Here is a 17,567-nt window from a genome sequence, read left to right as displayed (position 1 = left end):
TGGATCGCCCGCACAAGGCGGGCGATGACAGGGGGATGAAGTCGCGCGGGCTTTGTTCGCTGCCTTCGCTCAGGCGCCGCGCGGGCTTTATGGGCCGTCTCGCTCAGACGCCGCGCGGGCTTCAGGCCTTCAGCCGGTCGAAGGTGCGGCCCATCTCCTCGCGGCTCACATGAGCGATGATGGCGGGGTCCAGCACATCCTCGCCGGCGCGGAAGGCGGCCTCGGCGTCGGGGTGGGCGAGCGCGATGCGCAGGGCGCCGAGCAGGTCGTAGAGCGCCCACGGCTTGCCGGCATCCCGCAGGGCCGATTGCAGCGCCCCCTGCACCAGCGCCCGCACCGTGCGATGGGATTCGGAGACCGGCACCTCGTCCGCCTCGCCTTCCAGCGCGGCGATGCACGCCTCCGCATCGAAGGAGACGTGGCCGCGGCAGGCCAGCGGGCGCACCGGATAGATCACGCAGATGCCCTCGGCGAGGAACGGGCATTCCCCGCCCAGCGCCATGGTGCCGGAGGCGGCGGGCGCGGTGGCCTGCGCGGCGGCGAGGCGGGCGGGAAGGTCAATGCCCACCTTGCGGAAGCCCTCGGCCATGGTGCGGACATAGCGCGCCACCATCAGCACCTCGGGCATGGTGGCCGCCACCTGGATGCGGCAGCAGGTGCCGCATCCCTTGTGGCAGGCGAGCGGCGGCAGATCCTTCGTCTGTTCCGTTACGTTGTGCTCGTAGCTGGAGAAGGCCTGCATCCAGATGCGGTCGACGAGCTCGGCCGAGCCCGCATGGGCGCCGAGGGTCGCGCCGAACGCGGCATGCTGGGCACGGAAAAAGGCGGCAGGACCATCGGACGCGGGGTCCGTCCCGGAAGCGATCGCCACGGCAAGCCTCCAAAAATGCGTCGCGCCCCAAACGGGCGATCCGGCACGCTGGCAAAGGGCGTGCGCCGGAGCATTGAGATGGAACAAGCTATGTACGATCGGGAATAGCCAACAAGTCCGGGAAACTGCGTAGGGGCCCGCCCCCTGCCGGAGGGGGCGGGACCGCGATCAGAAGTAGGTGGCCGTCACGCTGGTGTGCTCCACCGACGGCGGATTGGCGAAGTGGGGGCCGGCGAGGCGGCGCCATTCCTGGAATTCGGGCGAATTGCGGAAGTGGACCATGTGGTCCTCCACGCTGTCCCAGGTGACCACGAGGTAATAGCGCGAGGGCGTCTCCACGCAGCGCTCCAGCGACAGGCCGCGGCAGCCGCGCGACTTCTGGAAATAGGGGGCCGCCTCCTTCACCGCCGCCTCGAAGGCGGCTTCGGAGCCTTCCTTGATGTCGAGCGTGGCAATCTCATAGACCATGGTGCGTTTCCTCGTGGTGCGGCGCCCGTCCGCGCCGCCGGCGGCGGACATTAAGGCCTCGGCCGCAACACGCAATCCTTGCCATCATGCCTTGCCAAGCAAGGCGGGAAACGGCACATCCGAACCATCGATTGCGAACGCGAGCATTGCCATGGCCCACTGGCTCTACAAGTCCGAACCCTTCAAATGGTCCTGGGAGATGCAGGTGAAGGCGGGGGCCAAGGGCACCCACTGGGACGGGGTGCGCAACCACCTCGCCAAGCAGCAGATGCTCGCCATGAAGATCGGCGACACCGGCTTCTTCTACCATTCCAACGAGGGCAAGGAGATCGTCGGCATCGTCGAGGTCATCAAGGAGGCCTACCCGGACCCCTCCGACCCCACCGGCAAGTTCGTGATGGTGGACATCAAGGCGGTGAAGCCGCTGAAGACCCCCGTCACCCTCGCCGCCGTGAAGGCCGAGCCGCGCCTCGCCGAAATGGCGCTGATGAAATTCTCCCGCCTCTCGGTGCAGCCGGTGACGGACGAGGAATGGTCCCTCGTCTGCGCCATGGGCGGCATCAAGGGGTGAGCCGCCCCATCACCGACCCCAACGCCTTCATCCGCGCCGAGACGCGCCTGCGCCCGGTGCCTCTGGTGCCGGAGGTGTCGCTGCATGTGGCCGACGAGGCGGTGCCCATCTGGCATCGCACCGAGGAGGAACTGGGCGAACTCGGCCTGCCGCCTCCCTTCTGGGCCTTTGCCTGGGCCGGCGGGCAGGCCCTCGCCCGGCATGTGCTGGACCACCCCGAGACGGTGCGCGGGCGGCGCGTGCTGGATTTCGCCTCCGGCTCGGGGCTGGTGGGCATCGCCGCCATGAAGGCGGGGGCGGCGGGCGTCACCTGCGCCGACATCGACCCCTTCGCGGTGGCCGCCATCGCCCTCAATGGGGCGGCGAACGGCGTCGCCCTCTCGCCCACCCAGGCGGACCTCATCGGGCGGGACGACGGCTGGGACACGGTGCTCGCCGGCGACATCGCCTATGAGCGCGATCTTTCGGAGAAGGTGTTCGCCTGGCTCCTCGCCCTCGCCGCGCGCGGCGCCACCGTGCTCATCGGCGATCCCGGCCGCACCTATCTGCCCAAGGACCGGCTGGTAAAGCTCGCGGAATACTCGGTTCCGGTGACGCGGGAGCTGGAGGATATGGAGATCAAGCGCACGGCGGTGTGGCGGCCGGCGTGAATGAGCACCGTTCCCCGGACAAGCGACGGCGCAACCGGAGCGCCGATCCGGGGTCCAGCGCAAAAGCACCGCGCAGCGGGCAATGCCCTGGGGTGTTCAGGCATGGAAGCGCCTTCGGCGGTTCCTTGCGCTGGGTCCCGGCTCGCCTTCCGCTCCGCTGCAGGCGTCCGGGACGCGAGAGCGGTCTGTGTCCCTCGGCGACGCATCCGGTCCGCGCCGCGCTCTCCCCTCAGCACTCCACCCGGTTCGGGCAGAACGCCTTGTGAAGGGCGGCGATCACCGCCAGCACCTCCTCGCGCGCGATGCGATAGAACACGCTGGTGCCTTCGCGACGTGCCTCCACCAGCCCATCCGACCTCAGCCGCATGAGTTGCTGCGACATGGGCACCTGCTCGATGGCGAGTTCGTCGCGCAGCTGCGCGACGGATTTCTCGCCGTCCACCAGCGCGCACAGCACCAGCAGGCGCTGCGGGTGGGACAGGCTGCGCATCAGTTCGGCGGCCCGCTCCGAAGCGGGGATCATCTCGACAACATTCATAGTCTTGAATTTATGATAATCGAATGTTAGATGCAATGGCAACGCGGGACGCCCCGCACGGAAGGGACGCCCGAAAGAGCGCCTCAACGAAGCAGGATCTCGGGAGCAGGATAATGTCTGTCGATCGCATCGTCATGATGTTTGCGGGTTTCATGGTGCTGGCGTCGCTCGGCCTCGGCCTCACCGTGTCGCCCTATTTCTTCTGGCTCACCGCCTTCGTGGGCGCGAACCTGATGCAGGCGTCGGTCACCGGCTTCTGCCCGGCGGCCATCCTCTTGAAGAAGCTGGGCGTGAAGCCCGGCGTCGCCTTTACCTGAACTCCCAAATCTGACCCCCGCCCGGCGCGAGGCCGGGCAGAGAGAGCCACCATGTCCCTGCGCTTCATCCCGCCCGCCGCGGCCTTCGCGGTGGCGATGGCTGCCCTTTTGCCTGCGTATGGCGCCTTCCCCGGCACCGCCCGCGCCGCCGATTTCACCGTGCGCAACGTGGAGGTGCCGGAGCTGAAGGGCGTCTTCGGCGAGGTCAAGAGCCGCACCGTGGTGCCCGCCCGCGCCCGCATCGGCGGCACCGTGCGTGCCGTCTCCGTCTCCGAGGGCGACAGCGTGAAGGAGGGCGACGAGATCGCCCTGGTGGTGGACGACAAGAACGCCCTCTCTCTCAATGCCGCCGACGCCAGGATCAAGGAGCTGACCTCCCAGCTCGACAATGCGAAGATCGAACTGGATCGCGCCCAGCAGCTCGTCGCCCGCGGCGTCGCCAGCCAGGCGCGGCTCGATACGGCAAAGACCCAGTTCGATGTCGCCACCAACCAGGTCACGGCCTCGCAGGCCGACCGCGCGGTGGTGCTCCAGCGTGCCCGCGAGGGCGCCGTGATCGCGCCCGCCGATGGCCGCGTCCTCACCGTTCCGGTGACGCCCGGCAGCGTGGTGCTGGCCGGCGACGAGATCGCCCGCGTCGCCTCGGGCCCCTATTACCTCAGGCTCTCCTTGCCGGAGCGTCACGCCGCCTCCATCCGCGAGGGCGGCACGGTGCGCATCGGCGAGCGCGGCATTTCGCAGGACAAGGCCGGCTCTCCCGCCACCGCCCGGCCGGGCCGCATCGTGAAGGTCTATCCGGAGATTTCCGCCGGCCGCGTCATGGCCGACGTGGAGGTGAACGACCTCGGCAACTACTTCGTCAACGAGCGCACGCTGGTGTGGGTGGAGATCGGCAAGCGCGCGGTGCTGGCCGTTCCGGCCGCCCTCATCCGGACCCAGCACGGCATCGATTATGTGACGCTTTCGACCGCAGGCGGGCCGCTCGACGTGCCCGTCATCCTCGGCGAGCGGTTTGCCGGCGACGACGGCGAACGGGTGGAAATTCTCACCGGCCTCAAGGACGGGGACGTGATCTCCGCGGCGGGGCACTGACCATGAGCGAGACCTCCCACGGCGTGCCCCATTCGGGCGAGACCCATTCGGGCGAGACCCGCCCCCTCGGCATCGCCGGCGTGCTGACGCGCACCTTCATCGCCTCCCCCCTCACCCCGCTGCTGCTGCTCGCGGCCTTCGCCTTCGGCCTCATCGCGCTCGTCACCCTGCCGCGCGAGGAGGAGCCGCAGATTTCCGTGCCCATGGTGGACATCCGCGTCTCGGCCCAGGGGCTGAAGGCCGAGGATGCGGTGAAGCTCGTCACCGAGCCGCTGGAAACCATCGTCAAGGCCATCGACGGGGTGGAGCACGTCTATTCGCAGACCGAGGACGACGGCGTGGTCGTCACCGCGCGCTTCCTCACCGGCACCAGCCCAGATGCCGCCATCCTGCGCGTGCACGAGAAGGTGCGGGCCAATCTCGACCGCATCCCGGTGGGCATCACCGAGCCTCTGATCGTCGGCCGCTCCATCGACGACGTGGCCATCCTCGTGCTCACCCTCGTGCCCAAGCCCGAAGCCGCGAGCCGCTGGACCGCCAACGACCTCACCCGCGTCGCGCGGGAGCTTCAGGCCGACATCTCCAAGCTGCCCGACATCGGCCTCACCTACATCGTGGGCGAGCAGCCGGAAGAGATCCGCGTCGCGCCCGATCCCGAGCGCCTCTCCCTCTACGGCATCACGCTTGCCCAGTTGCAGGGCAAGCTGGAAGGCGCCAACCGCACCTTCAACACCGGCACCGTGCGCGAGGCCAATGGCCAGCGCACCCTCGTCGCCGGCCAGACGCTGCAGACCCCCTCCGAGATCGGCGGCATCCTCCTCACCTCCCGCGACGGGCGCCCGGTCTATGTGCGCGACGTGGCCAACGTGACCCTCGCCACCCAGCCGGCCGAGCACTACGTCACCCATATCGAGAAGGGGCCGGATGGCCTCACCCGGCGCCCGGCGGTGTCGCTCGCCATCGCCAAGCGCCCCGGCACCAATGCGGTGGTCATCGCCGAGGAGGTGCTCAACCAGATCAAGGCGGCAAACGGCTCCACCCTCCCCGCCGACGTGGAGGTGAAGGTCACGCGCAACTACGGCGAGAGCGCCAACGAGAAGGCCAACGAGCTGCTGCTGCATCTCGGCCTCGCCACCGTCTCCATTGTCGTGCTGGTGGGCTTCGCCATCGGCTGGCGCGAGGCGCTGGTGGTGGCGGTGGTCATCCCCACCACCATCCTGCTCACCCTCTTCGCCGCCCGCCTCATGGGCTACACGCTGAACCGCGTGAGCCTGTTCGCGCTCATCTTCTCCATCGGCATCCTGGTGGACGACGCCATCGTCGTCATCGAGAACATCGCCCGCCACTGGGCCATGAAGGACGGGCGTTCCCGCGCGCAGGGCGCCATCGACGCGGTGGCCGAGGTGGGCAATCCCACCATCGTCGCCACGCTGACCGTGGTGGCGGCACTGCTGCCCATGCTGTTCGTCTCCGGCATGATGGGCCCATACATGAGCCCCATCCCGGCCAACGCCTCGGCGGCGATGGTCTTCTCCTTCTTCGTCGCCGTCGTCCTCACCCCCTGGCTGATGCTCAGGATCGCCGGCCGGGCGGGGCAAGGTGATGGCAGCACCCATGGCGGCGACCATGGCGAAGCCGCCGACGGCGGCCGGCTGGGGCGCTTCTATGTCAGGGTGGCCCGTCCCATCCTCGCCTCCCGCGCCCGCTCAGGTGCCTTCCTCGCCACCGTGGGGGTGGCGACCCTCGCCTCCCTCAGCCTCTTCTACACCCACGCGGTGACGGTGAAGCTGCTTCCGTTCGACAACAAGACCGAACTGGCCGTCATTCTGGACATGCCAGCTGACACCCCTGTGGAACGCACCGATTCCACCCTGAATGCCATGGTGAACGCGCTCTCGGACCTGCCGGAGTCCGTTTCCTTCCAGACCCATGCCGGCACCGCTGCGCCCTTCAATTTCAACGGCTTGGTGCGCCACTACGGCCTCCGGGCCGCCCCCAAGCAGGGCGACATCCAGATCAACCTGAAGGAGAAGGGCGAGCGCTCCCGCACCAGCCACGAGATCGCGCTCGACGTCCGTAACCGATTGAAATCAATCGCACTTCCGCCGGGCTCGTCACTCAAGGTGGTGGAGCCGCCCCCCGGCCCGCCGGTGCTCGCGACCCTCCTGGCCGAGATCTACGGCCCCGACCCGGACACCCGCCGCGCGGTCGCCCGCAAGGTGCGCCAAGCCTTTGAAAGTGTTCCCTTTATCGTGGACGTGGACGACAGCTTCGGCACCCCCGGAGAGCGCGTCCGCCTCGCCATCGACCAGGACAACCTCGAATTCTACAAGGTGGAACAAGGGGATGTGTACGACGCCATCCGCGGTATCTTCGCCGGCGGCACCCTGGGCTATTCCCACCGCGGCGGCGGCCGGGCGCCGATCCCGATCCGACTCGAAATGTCAAAGGGAAACAAGGCTGTAGACGAACGCACCCTGGCGACGCCCGTGCCTGCCAACGCCCTGCCCGGCGGGCGCGGCGTGGTGGAACTGGGCGACGTGGTCCGCGTCGTCCGCGAACCCGCCTCCTTCCCCATCTTCCGCCACAACGGCCGCCCCGCCGAGATGGTCACGGCCGACCTCGCCGGCGCCTACGAGGCCCCCGTCTATGGCATGATGGCTGTGTCCAAGGCCTTGGAAAACATGGATTTCGGCGGCTTGCCCAAGCCTGTCATCGCCCTCCACGGCCAGCCCTCCGACGAGGCGAAGCCGACCCTCCTGTGGGACGGCGAATGGGAGGTGACGTGGGTGACGTTCCGCGACATGGGCGGCGCCTTCATCGTCGCCATCCTCGGCATCTACATCCTGGTGGTGGCGCAGTTCGGCTCGTTCAAGCTGCCGCTTGTCATCCTGACGCCTATCCCATTGACATTCATAGGAATAATGACCGGCCACTGGCTGTTCGGCGCGCCCTTCTCGGCCACCTCCATGATCGGCTTCATCGCCTTGGCCGGCATCATCGTGCGCAACTCCATCCTGCTCGTGGACTTCATCCGCCACGCCCGCACACCCGGCCGTCCGCTCGAGGAAGTGTTGCTGGAAGCGGGCGCCATCCGGTTCAAGCCCATCCTCCTCACCGCTTTGGCGGCGATGATCGGCGCAGCGGTGATCCTGACGGACCCGATCTTCCAGGGCCTCGCCATCTCCCTGCTGTTCGGCCTCGCCTCGTCCACGGCGTTGACCGTGCTGGTCATCCCGGCCATCTACGTGGTGCTGAGAGGCCAGCGCACGGCCGGACCACAAGGGACGTGACGCGGAACGGTGGACAGGCTGAAAATCCCGTCCTCGCCGGGATTTTCCCCGCTTGACAGCATGGGGCCCCAAATCATAAATGGCGCCTCCCACGGTTCGGGGCCGTAGCTCAGATGGGAGAGCGCTGCAATCGCACTGCAGAGGTCAGGGGTTCGATTCCCCTCGGCTCCACCAATCAAAATTCCATAAATACCTGAAATACAATAAAGACTCCTGACCACGAAAAATCGTGCCCTGGCATCTGCCCCAGCACCTGCATTCGCTCGTGGTGGTCCCCGGTAGACACAATCGGGATTTGCCGGAAATGGGCGGGATCGAGCGGGACGGCAGATTGTGTCGGCCAGCGAGCTACGGACGGTTGGAGCGGATAGCCAATTCTGGTGATCTCGTCGCAGCGATTCGAATTTCCTGCATGGCACTGAAAAGGGTTTCAAACTCGGCCAGTTCCATTGGGTCATAGCTGAGATAATTCCCAGCGTTCCGCACGAGAACGACGTATAAATCTCCGTCACGTCCTTCCTTAAGGCGGAGCGAAATTGTTACGCCACCGCCACCGATTGTGGTGTCAATTTTCTTGACTACACGACCCGTGAAAACCTGCCTTAAGCCGCGAAATAAATTCCACACCATTGTTTGTCCCGCCAAGGTGATCCGAGACCATTCGTTGGACCGCCGGAAGTTGGACTTTCCGGCCTTGCTCACGGCGGTGGGCTGGGGCGCCGCCGGAGTTCTGCAACGTCATCGGAGGGTTATGGCAGGCGGCCCCACGCAGCCGATCCTCGTCGTAGTCCCTGAGCCAAGCCTCCGTCTTTTCCGCCGCGTCGGCAAGCGTCAGAAACCAGTGGGTGTTCAGGCGCTCACTCCGGAAGCACCCATTGAAGGGATCGATGAACGCGTTGTCGGTGAGCTTTCCTGGCCGGGAGAAATCGAGCGTGACGCCCCTCGCATAGGCTCCTCGCCTGACGGTGCCGACGATGTTCACCGTGCGTGGCGGATGGCCATCTGGAGGCCGCGCAGGAAGGCGGTGACGGCGCGGGAGCGCTGGCGCGCCTTGAGGGCGAAGATCTGGATGCTGCCGTTCTCCACGGCCGGGTCGGCAATGGGCACGCCCGCCAGCCGGCCCTGCGCCACCGCGGTGCGGCCGGACAGTTCCGCCAGCAGCGCCACGGCCTGCGTGCGCGCGGCGGTGTTCAGGCGCAGCGCCACGGAATCGCTCTCCACCGCCACCCGCGTGGTGACGCCCTGGCGCCGCATGGCCTCGTCGATCAGTCGCCGCGTCGGCGAGCGGGCGGGCGGCAGGATGAGCCGGCAGCCCTCCAGCGCCTCCAGCGCGATGGCGGCATGCGCGGCGAGCGGATGGTCCGGCGCGACGAAAGCCGTCAGCGGCTGGTCCACGGCGGTGAGCACGGCGAGGTCCGGGTCGGGCGGCGGGTTATAGCCGATGCCGATTTCCGCCAGCCCTTCGCGCACCAGCCCCTGCACCTGGCGGGTATTGCCGACGCGGACATCGAAGGAGATGTCCGCGTGGCGGGCCTGGAAGCGGGTGATGAGGCCGGGCAGGATGTCCTCTGCCAACGGATCGATGGTGGCGATGCGGATTTCGCCCCGACGCAGCCCCTGCAAGGCGGCGATCTCGTCATGGGCCATGGCGACGGCGGAGAGGGTGTCCCGCGCATGCCGCAGCAGCACGCGCCCGGCCATGGTGGGGGCGATGCCGCGCGGCAGGCGCGACAGCAGCGGCGCGCCGAACGCCTGCTCCAGGTTCTGGATCTGCCGGCTGAGCGCGGACTGCGCCACATGCAGCCCTTCGGCAGCCTCGCGCATGGAGCCGGCCTCCACCACGGCGACGAAATAGCGGAGCGACGTGAGGTTCATGGGCGGGCGCTCGGGCTGGGATCTGCTGAAAGGTATCTCACTTCGGCATCATGATCGATATCAGATTGCAATTGTGAGATCGATCCCGCCGCCTGCAGATTGTCCCAGGACATCAGAACGGGAGTTTCAGGCGCATGCGTTGGATAGCTGGCGACTGGATAGCCTGCTCATGATGATCGGGGTCGATGTGGGCGGAACCTTCACGGACCTCGTGGCGGCCGACCCGCTGAGGGGCCTACGCTTCGTCAAGACGCCCTCGACGCCGGACGATCCCTCGCGCGGCGTACTGGACGCGCTGAAACTGCTGGCCGACGAGCTGGAACTGACGCTGGATACCCTCCTGCCGGGCATCGAGCTGTTCATCCATGGCACCACGGTGGCCACCAACATCCTGGTGGAGCGGCGCGGTGCGCGCCTCGGGCTCATTACCACCCAGGGCTTTCGCGACCTGCTGGAGCTGCGGGAGGGGGCGCGCGACAACCGCTATGCGCTGCGCACCGCCCCGCCCACGCCGGTCATTCCCCGGCCGTTGCGGCTGGAGGTGCGCGAGCGCGTCGCGCCGGACGGCACAGCCGTGCTGCCGCTCGACCCCGAGAGCCTGGACGCGGCCATCGCCACCCTGCGGGCGGCCGGTGTGGACGGGGTCGTCGTCTGCTTCCTCCATGCCCACCGCCGGCCCGCGCACGAGCAGGCGGTGCGCGCGGCCATCGCCGCCACCGGCTGGGAGCCCTTCATCTCGCTGGGCCACGAGATCCTCGGGCGGGAGGGCGAATATGACCGGCTCTCCACGGCGGTGGTGAACGGCTATGTGGGCCCCGGCCTCAAGACCTATCTGAACCGCCTGTTCGGGCGGCTGACCGAGCGCGGCATCACCGTGCCGGTGCAGGTGATGCAGTCCAACGGCGGTGTGCTGCCGGTCGCCGAGGCCGGCACGCGGGCGGTGGGGGCGGTGACCAGCGGCCCGGCGGGCGGCGCCATGGCCGGCGCACTCTACGCCCGCGCCCTCGGCCTGCCGCAACTGGTGACCTATGACACCGGGGGCACCAGCACCGACATTTGCATCATCCAGGACGGTCTCCCGGTGGAGCGCAACCGCGCCGAGCTGGCGGGCCTGCGCATCGCGGCCCCCGCCATCGAGATCAATCCGCTCGGCATCGGCGGCGGCAGCATCGCCCGCATCGATGCCGGGGGCATGCTGGACATCGGCCCCATGAGCGCCGGCGCCGTGCCCGGCCCGGCCTGCTTCGGCAAGGGCGGCACGCGGGCGACGCTGACCGACGCCAATCTTGTGCTCGGCCTCATCTCCGGCGAGACCTTCCTCGGCGGGCGGATGCGACTAGACGTGGCGGCGGCGCGGGCGGTCATCACGCAGGAGATCGCGGCCCCGCTGGGCATCGGCGTGGACGAGGCCGCCTATGCCATCCACGTGCTCGCCACCTCGCGCATCACCGAGGGGATCCGCCTCGCCACCGTGCGACGCGGCATGGACCCGCGCGATTTCGCGCTGATGTCGTTCGGCGGCGCCGGCGGGCTGCACGCCAATGCGGTCGCGCGCGAGCTGGAGATCCCCACCGCCATCATCCCGGCCATGGCCTCGGTGCTCTCCGCGCTGGGGTTCCTGGCGGCGGACGTGCGGCAGGATCTCCAGCAGACTGTCAACGCGCCCATCCGTGACCTGCACGACGGCCGGCTGGCGCAGGTGTTCGGCGCTCTGGAAGTCGAGGGCCGCGCGGCGCTGGAGACATCTCGTAGTCGTGGCGGCCATGCAGGCGACATCCATGTGCGCCGCTTCGCCGACTGCCGCTACGAGCGGCAGGTGCACACAATCCCGGTGCCGCTCGAGCCGGACGACACCGCGGCCGATCTCGAACGGCGCTTCGTCGCGACCTATGAGGACCTCTACCACCACACCCATCCTGGCGAGCCGGGCATCGTGGAGACCTGCCGCGTCGCGGTGTTCAACACGCTGCCCAAGCTCGCCCTGCCCGTGCTCGACGCGGCACCGGCGGGCGGCGTGGACTGCGCGGCGGCACGCACCGGGGAACGCCGCATCTTCATTGGCGCGGCGGTGATGGCGCCGGTCTATTGGTTCGAGGAGATCCGCCGCGGCATGGTCATCGCCGGGCCGGCGCTGATCGATTCCGCGGCCACCTCGGTCCTGGTGTTGCCGGGCAGCACGGCCACCCTCGATGCCACCGGCAGCCTCTGCCTATCCGACGCCGCCGCCCCCGCGGGAGAACGGGCATGCTGAACCCTCTGACCCTGGCGGTGGTCCGCCACAAGCTGAAGGCGGTGACGGAGGAGATGGTGGAGACGATGACGCATACGTGCTTCTCGCCCATCCTCAACCAGAACCAGGATTTCTCCGCCGTCCTGCTGTCCTCCGACATCCAGACCGTCTCACAGGCCGAGCGCGTGCCCATCCACATGGGCGCCATGCCGCTCGCGGTCCGGCTGATGGCGGAGGCCTTCGAGGACGACCTCGCCGACGGCGACATCCTGATGGCCAATGACCCGTTCTGGGGCGGCAGCCATCTGCCGGACGTGACGCTGGCCATGCCCTTCTTCCACGGCGGAAAGCTGCGCTTCTGGGTGGCGCTCAGGGCCCACCAGGGCGACATCGGCGGCCTGTCGGCGGGCGGCTACAGCGCCGCCGCCCGCGAGATCTGGCACGAGGGGCTGCGCATCCCGCCGGTGAAGCTGGCGGCGCGCGGCGGCGTGCGCCGCGACGTGCTGCGGATGGTGGCCAGCAATTCCCGCCGGCCGGAGGACCTGGAAGGCGACCTGATGGCGCAGCTCGCGGCCGTAAAGGCCGGCGCGGCGCGGCTGGAAGAGCTGTTCCGGCGCTATGACGCCGAGGAAATCGAGGCCTGCGTCTGCGCGGTGCTGGACGGCGGCGAGGCGATCATGCGGCAGATGCTGCGCGGCTGTCGCCAGGGCCGGTACGAGGGGCGCAGCTGCATGGAATACGAGCCGGCGCCCGGCCACCTGCTTCCCATTCCCGTCATCGTCACCCTTGAGGACGGGCGCGCGGTGGTGGACCTGACCCAATGCCCCGACCAGGTACCGGCCTTCATCAACAGCCCCTATGCCAACACCCGCGCGGCGGTGATGGTGGCCTTTCTCTATTTCAGCGGCGATGAGCAGGGCCTGAATGACGGCAGCGCCCGCGCCATCGAGATCCGCACCCGGCCCGGCAGCCTCCTGGACCCGGTGCTGCCCGCCCCCGTGGGGGCCTGCACCTCCTCCACCGCCTGCGCGCTCATCGAGGCGGTTCTCCAGGCGTTGGGGGGCGCCAATCCGGAGCGTGCCATCGGCGGCTTCGCCCGCCGCTTCCGCTTCGCCTTGGCCGGCGCGGACCGGCAGGGGCGGCCCTTCATCTGGCACTATTTCTTCAACAAGGGCGGCACCGGCGGCAATCGCGATCACGACGGCTGGCCCAATCTCGGCGGCCTGCACAATCCCGGCGGCACGCCCTCGCCCTCCATCGAGCGCACCGAGGCCTCCTATCCGCTGGTGGTGGAGGAATATGCCCTGGCGCCCGACACCGGCGGCGCCGGGCAGCAGCGCGGCGGCCTCGGCGGGCTGATGCGGCTACGCTATGACGGCACCACGCCGGCGGTGCTCAACGCCTCGGGCGAGGGCGTGCTGGTGCCGCCCTTCGGTACCGGCGGTGGCGCGGACGGGGCAGGCCACGACTACCGTATTGCCCAAGCCGACAGCGGTGAGCGCCGTCTGGGCGTGCACGACAGCGGCGTGGTGCTGGAGCCGGGGGCCTGCCTCGTGTGCACATCGGCGGGCGGCGGCGGCTATGGCGTCCCCTGCTCCCGTGATCGTGACGCGGTGCGCCGCGATGTGGCGTTCGGTTATGTCAGCGCTGCCGCGGCGCGCGCGGTCTATGGGCTAGAGGACGCGCCAGAACCGCCCGACCGCAGAGATTCGGTGCACCGGACGGCCTGATGTTCAATCCCCGCCATCCCTACCCAGGCCAAGGGATCAACACAGCTCGCAAAAGAGGGGCGCCGCGCCGCGGCGACTGATGCGGCGCCGCAGCCTTTTATCTGACGTTTCGGGCCATCAGGCGTTCGGTGCGGAAGCCCCTTCGGGATAGGTCTGCCGCACGTATTCGGGGGTGAGCTTTTCCTGGTGCAGATCCTCGGCGATCCGCGCCACATCGCGGGCGGCCGGCTCGCCGTAGCCGCCGGCCCCAGCCATCTCGAAGCGCAGGACGTCGCCGCTCTTGAACCGGCGGGTGAATTTGGACGGCAGCGGCTGGGCATCCGGGCCGGGGTTCAGGATGGACTTGGCGCCCGCGCCCGGTCCTCCTCCGAACAGGCCCCAGGGCTGGGAGGTGAAGCGGTCGGAGCGCACCTGCACCTGCACGTCGTCCACCAGCAGCCGATACTGCCGCACCATGCCCAGAGCGCCGCGATACTGGCCGGCACCGCCGGTGTCGGGGAGGAAGGCATATTCCTCGATGCGCAGAGGATGCTCGGCCTCGATCAGCTCCACCGGCACATTGGCAAGGTTGCCGATGCAGTAGGGTCCGGCATCCTGGCCATCGCTGTCCGGACCGCCACCGAGGCCGGTGTTGTTGTGGAACTCCAGATGCAGGAAACGGCGTCCCGCCGCATCGTTGCCCGAGGCTGCGATGGCGAATTCCGAGCCGCCGGCGCAGGCCGGCAGGCGGCCCGGCAGCAAGGTGGCGAGCGCGCCCAGCACGATGGAGCGCAGGCGGAAGCCCACCTGGCCGCGTGAGCCCACCGCCGCGGGATAGCGCACGTCCACGAAGGTACCCGGCCGGGTCTTGACCGTGATGGCGCGGTAAAGGCCGGCATTGTTGGGAATGGACGCGCCGAGCACGGTGCGGATGGCCGCATAGACGCAGGAGACGGTGAAGGCGCGGTTGCAATGGACGGCGCCGCCCTTGTCGTCGTCGGTGCCGGTGAGGTCGGCCTCGATCTCGCTGCCAGTCTTGGTGAGCTTCAGGTGGATGCGGATCGGGCCGTTGCCGACGCCGTCGTCATCATTCCACTCCACGAACTCCACGGAACCGTTCGGCAGCGCCGCAAGATCGGCGCGGGTAAGCGTCTCGGCATAGTCGATGAGGTCATCCAGATAGGCATCGAGGACATCCGGATCCCAGGTGGCGGCGAGCTTTTCCACTTCGGCCGCGGCCTGGTCGAGGGCGGCGAGCTGCGCCCGCACGTCGCCCATCACCCGGTCGGGCACGCGGGTGTTGAACTCGATGATGCGCATGAGCGTCTCGTTGGGCTTGCCCGCTTCGACGATCTTCAGCGGGGGAATGCGCAGTCCCTCCTCCAAGATCTCCATGCTGTCGGCGGCGTTGCCGCCGGGCACCCGGCCACCGAGGTCCGAATGGTGCAGGATCAGGCTCACGAAGGCGATGCGCCGGCCCTTCACATAGACCGGCTTGAAGGTGAAGATGTCGTTGAGGTGGCTGCATCCCGAATAGGGATCGTTGCTGGCCAGCACGTCGCCTTCGCGCACATCCTCGCCGAAATGGGCGAGGCAGGCGTCCAACGCCGGCATCACCACGCCCAGGTGCACCGGCACGGCGAGCCCCTGCGCCACCAGCCGGCCCCGGCCGTCGCAGATGGCGGCGGAGAAATCCATGCTGTTCTTGACGTTGGAGGTGCGCGCCGTACGCGTGACCATCACCAGCGCGTTGTCGGCGGTGGTGATGAGGGCGTTCTTCAAGAGTTCGCGGCGGACGGGATCGATGATCGTCATGTCAGGCTCCCTCACGCTGCGCTGCGTGTGACGAGGACGTTGTTCCAGCTGTCGAGGGCCGCGCTCCAGCCGGGCAGGACGACGATGGTGGTGTCGTATTCCTCGACGATCAGCGGCCCGGACATGGCGCCGGCGGCCAGTGCCGCACGCGGTACCACGGGTGTATCGAACCAGCCCTCCAGGCCGAAATAGGCGCGACGCACATGGGCGGTGGCCGTCTTCTCGGCGCTGCGACGGGCCTGGTCGGGCATGCGCGGATGCTCGGGCACGCCACGGCACACCAATTTGAGCGAGACGAACTGGATCGGCTCGTGCGGCGAAGCATAGCCGAACACGCCGGAATGCTCGGTATGGAAGGCGGCCGCCAGCTTCTCCAAAGCGTCGGCGCCATCCGGCACCGGCAGGGTCAGGGGCGTCGTCTGGCCCATGTAGCGCAGGTCCGCGAACAGGCTGACGCTCTGCCGATCCGGCGTGGCGAAGCCTTCGGCGCGGAGCATCTCCAGGCCACGGGCGCGCAAGGGCGCAAAGGCCTCCTCCAGGCGCGTCAGGTCCGTCTCGTCCAGGCGGCGATAGAAGGCCTGGACCAACTGGTGCTCCACGTCGGCAAACAACATGCCCAGCGCGCTGAACAGCCCGGCCACGGGCGGCACCACGATGTGGGTCATGCCCGCCGCCTGAGCCAGCGAGCAGGCATGCACAGGCCCGTTGCCGCCGATGGCCAGCATGGCGTATTGCGCCGGATCGCGGCCCTTCTCGGAGGAGACGCCGCGCAGGGCGCGCAACATGGTCGCGTCGGCAATGGCGTGGATGCCGTAGGCGGTCTCGATGGCCGGAAGGCCGACCCTCTCGCCCAGCGAGGCGATGGCGGCGTGGGCGCCGTCCATGTCCAGCTTCAGCTCGCCGCTGACCAAGGCATGCGGGTTGAGATAGCCCAGCACCAGATTGGCGTCGGTCACGGTGGGGCTTGTGCCACCGCGCCCGTAGGCGACCGGGCCGGGCTCGGCCCCGGCGCTGCGCGGGCCGACCAGTAGGCCGCCGGCCGCATCGCTGGCGGCGATCGAGCCGCCGCCGGCGCCCACCTCGGCGATGTCGATGGTGGGCACTTGCACCGGATAGCCGGCGCCCTTGATCATGCGCGTGCCCAGCGCCGCGCCACCGCCCACTTCGGTCTCCGGGCACAGCGAGAAGGCGTGCTTTTCGATGACGGTGGCCTTGGCGGTGGTGCCACCCATATCGAACACCAGCATGTCGCCGATGCCGATCTTCACCCCCAGGCGCTGGCCGCCCAGCACGCCGGCGGCCGGTCCGCTCTCGATGATGTCGATGGGCTGGCGGGCCACCACGTCGCCGGGCGAGATGCCGCCCGAGGACTGCATGATCATCAACGGAGCCTGGATGCCGAGGCGATCGAGCCGGGCCTTGAGGGCCGAGACATAACGCTCCACCACCGGGCGGATGTAGGAGTTCACCACCGTGGTGGAGGTGCGCTCATATTCGCCCAGCTGCGGCAGCAGGTCGACCGAGGCGGTCACCGGAACACCCGGCAGAAATTGGCGCAGCATCTCGGCGGCGCGGCGCTCATGCGCGCCATTGGCGTAGGAATTGATGAAGGTCACCGAGATTGCCTCGACACCTTCCGCCGCGAACACCTTGGCGGCCGCGGTCGTCGCGACCTCGTCGAGAGCGGTGATGACGCTGCCGTCGGCGGCGATGCGCTCGTCCACCTCCAGGCGCAGGTGGCGATCCACCAGCGGGGCGGGCTTCTTGTAGGTCATGTCATAGAGCTTGGGGGTGCGGAAGCGGCCGATCTCCAGCACGTCGCGGAAGCCGCGCGTGGTGAGGAGGCCGACCTTGGCGCCCTTGCGCTCGATGATGGTGTTGGTGGCCACCGTGGTGGCGTGGACGAACTCGCGGATCTGCGACGCGGCGATATTCAGCTCGGCCAACAGCGCCGAGACGCCGGTCTCGATGCCCTCGCTATAATCGAGGGGGGTGGACAACACCTTCTTGCTGAAGATGGAGCCATCGGCGCTCATCAGCACCACGTCGGTGAAGGTGCCGCCGATATCGACGCCGAGACGATAGGACGGGTCTGCCGCTGCGCGTGTCATACAAGTCTCTGATGCTGGTTGGGGGAT

The 17,567-nt window shown here is 68.5% G+C and carries 13 protein-coding genes, 1 tRNA gene and 1 pseudogene; 8 read left to right on the top strand and 7 right to left on the bottom strand.

Features of this window, described 5'->3' with window-relative positions; all coding sequences use genetic code 11:
• Positions 1-121 precede the first annotated feature (121 nt).
• Together EJ105_RS00345 and EJ105_RS00340 are read right to left on the bottom strand one after the other, a co-directional pair.
• Positions 122-871: a YkgJ family cysteine cluster protein gene (locus tag EJ105_RS00345; protein ID WP_250164879.1), complete on the bottom strand. Its 750-nt coding sequence runs from the start codon at positions 869-871 to the stop codon at positions 122-124.
• 168 nt (positions 872-1,039) lie between these two features.
• Positions 1,040-1,339 carry an antibiotic biosynthesis monooxygenase family protein gene (locus EJ105_RS00340; protein ID WP_250164878.1) on the bottom strand — a complete coding sequence of 100 codons (300 nt, stop codon included), beginning with the start codon at positions 1,337-1,339 and terminating at the stop codon, positions 1,040-1,042.
• 151 nt (positions 1,340-1,490) lie between these two features.
• On the opposite strand from EJ105_RS00340, the gene EJ105_RS00335 reads away from it, so the two are divergent.
• Positions 1,491-1,910 carry an EVE domain-containing protein gene (locus EJ105_RS00335; RefSeq protein ID WP_250164877.1) on the top strand — a complete coding sequence of 140 codons (420 nt, stop codon included), beginning with the start codon at positions 1,491-1,493 and terminating at the stop codon, positions 1,908-1,910.
• Complete coding sequence (locus EJ105_RS00330; RefSeq protein ID WP_250164876.1) at positions 1,871-2,560, top strand: class I SAM-dependent methyltransferase; 690 nt, start codon at positions 1,871-1,873, stop codon at positions 2,558-2,560. Before EJ105_RS00335 ends, EJ105_RS00330 begins: the two co-directional genes overlap by 40 nt.
• Before the next feature lie 229 nt (positions 2,561-2,789).
• Here the strand turns inward: EJ105_RS00330 and EJ105_RS00325 are convergent, their stop codons facing one another.
• A complete protein-coding gene (locus tag EJ105_RS00325) occupies positions 2,790-3,083 on the bottom strand; it encodes an ArsR/SmtB family transcription factor (RefSeq protein WP_029877678.1) in 294 nt (97 codons plus the stop codon).
• Positions 3,084-3,211: 128 nt separating this feature from the next.
• Here EJ105_RS00325 and EJ105_RS00320 point away from each other — a divergent pair, with 128 nt between their 5' ends.
• From EJ105_RS00320 to EJ105_RS00305, 4 genes are all read left to right on the top strand, one after another.
• A complete protein-coding gene (locus tag EJ105_RS00320) occupies positions 3,212-3,415 on the top strand; it encodes a YgaP family membrane protein (protein WP_024281123.1) in 204 nt (67 codons plus the stop codon).
• A gap of 51 nt (positions 3,416-3,466) precedes the next feature.
• Positions 3,467-4,507: an efflux RND transporter periplasmic adaptor subunit gene (locus tag EJ105_RS00315; RefSeq protein ID WP_347881291.1), complete on the top strand. Its 1,041-nt coding sequence runs from the start codon at positions 3,467-3,469 to the stop codon at positions 4,505-4,507.
• Positions 4,508-4,509: 2 nt separating this feature from the next.
• Positions 4,510-7,800, top strand: coding sequence for an efflux RND transporter permease subunit (locus EJ105_RS00310; protein WP_250164875.1), 3,291 nt, complete (start codon positions 4,510-4,512; stop codon positions 7,798-7,800).
• 98 nt (positions 7,801-7,898) lie between these two features.
• Positions 7,899-7,974 (top strand) — tRNA-Ala (locus tag EJ105_RS00305).
• A gap of 524 nt (positions 7,975-8,498) precedes the next feature.
• Here the strand turns inward: EJ105_RS00305 and EJ105_RS00300 are convergent.
• Both EJ105_RS00300 and EJ105_RS00295 read right to left on the bottom strand, forming a co-directional pair.
• A pseudogene (locus EJ105_RS00300) lies at positions 8,499-8,752 on the bottom strand (integrase core domain-containing protein); the annotation flags it as partial.
• A gap of 26 nt (positions 8,753-8,778) precedes the next feature.
• Positions 8,779-9,675 carry a LysR family transcriptional regulator gene (locus EJ105_RS00295; protein ID WP_250164874.1) on the bottom strand — a complete coding sequence of 299 codons (897 nt, stop codon included), beginning with the start codon at positions 9,673-9,675 and terminating at the stop codon, positions 8,779-8,781.
• 169 nt (positions 9,676-9,844) lie between these two features.
• Here EJ105_RS00295 and EJ105_RS00290 point away from each other — a divergent pair, with 169 nt between their 5' ends.
• Positions 9,845-11,926 (top strand): hydantoinase/oxoprolinase family protein, encoded by a 2,082-nt coding sequence (locus EJ105_RS00290; protein WP_250164873.1) that lies wholly within the window; start codon positions 9,845-9,847, stop codon positions 11,924-11,926.
• Positions 11,920-13,635 carry a hydantoinase B/oxoprolinase family protein gene (locus tag EJ105_RS00285; protein ID WP_250164872.1) on the top strand — a complete coding sequence of 572 codons (1,716 nt, stop codon included), beginning with the start codon at positions 11,920-11,922 and terminating at the stop codon, positions 13,633-13,635. The genes EJ105_RS00290 and EJ105_RS00285 overlap by 7 nt, the downstream gene beginning before the upstream one ends.
• Positions 13,636-13,752: 117 nt before the next feature.
• On the opposite strand, the gene EJ105_RS00280 is transcribed toward EJ105_RS00285, so the two are convergent.
• Both EJ105_RS00280 and EJ105_RS00275 read right to left on the bottom strand, forming a co-directional pair.
• Positions 13,753-15,429, bottom strand: a complete 1,677-nt coding sequence (locus EJ105_RS00280) for a hydantoinase B/oxoprolinase family protein (protein ID WP_250164871.1) — start codon at positions 15,427-15,429, stop codon at positions 13,753-13,755.
• 11 nt (positions 15,430-15,440) lie between these two features.
• Positions 15,441-17,540 carry a hydantoinase/oxoprolinase family protein gene (locus EJ105_RS00275; protein WP_250164870.1) on the bottom strand — a complete coding sequence of 700 codons (2,100 nt, stop codon included), beginning with the start codon at positions 17,538-17,540 and terminating at the stop codon, positions 15,441-15,443.
• Between the last annotated feature and the right edge of the window lie 27 nt (positions 17,541-17,567).

This window comes from Xanthobacter aminoxidans (assembly GCF_023571765.1).
GTDB classification, from domain to species: domain Bacteria; phylum Pseudomonadota; class Alphaproteobacteria; order Rhizobiales; family Xanthobacteraceae; genus Xanthobacter; species Xanthobacter aminoxidans.
The sequence above is the reverse complement of the archived record's forward strand: the minus strand, read 5'-3'. Positions and strand labels throughout refer to the sequence as shown.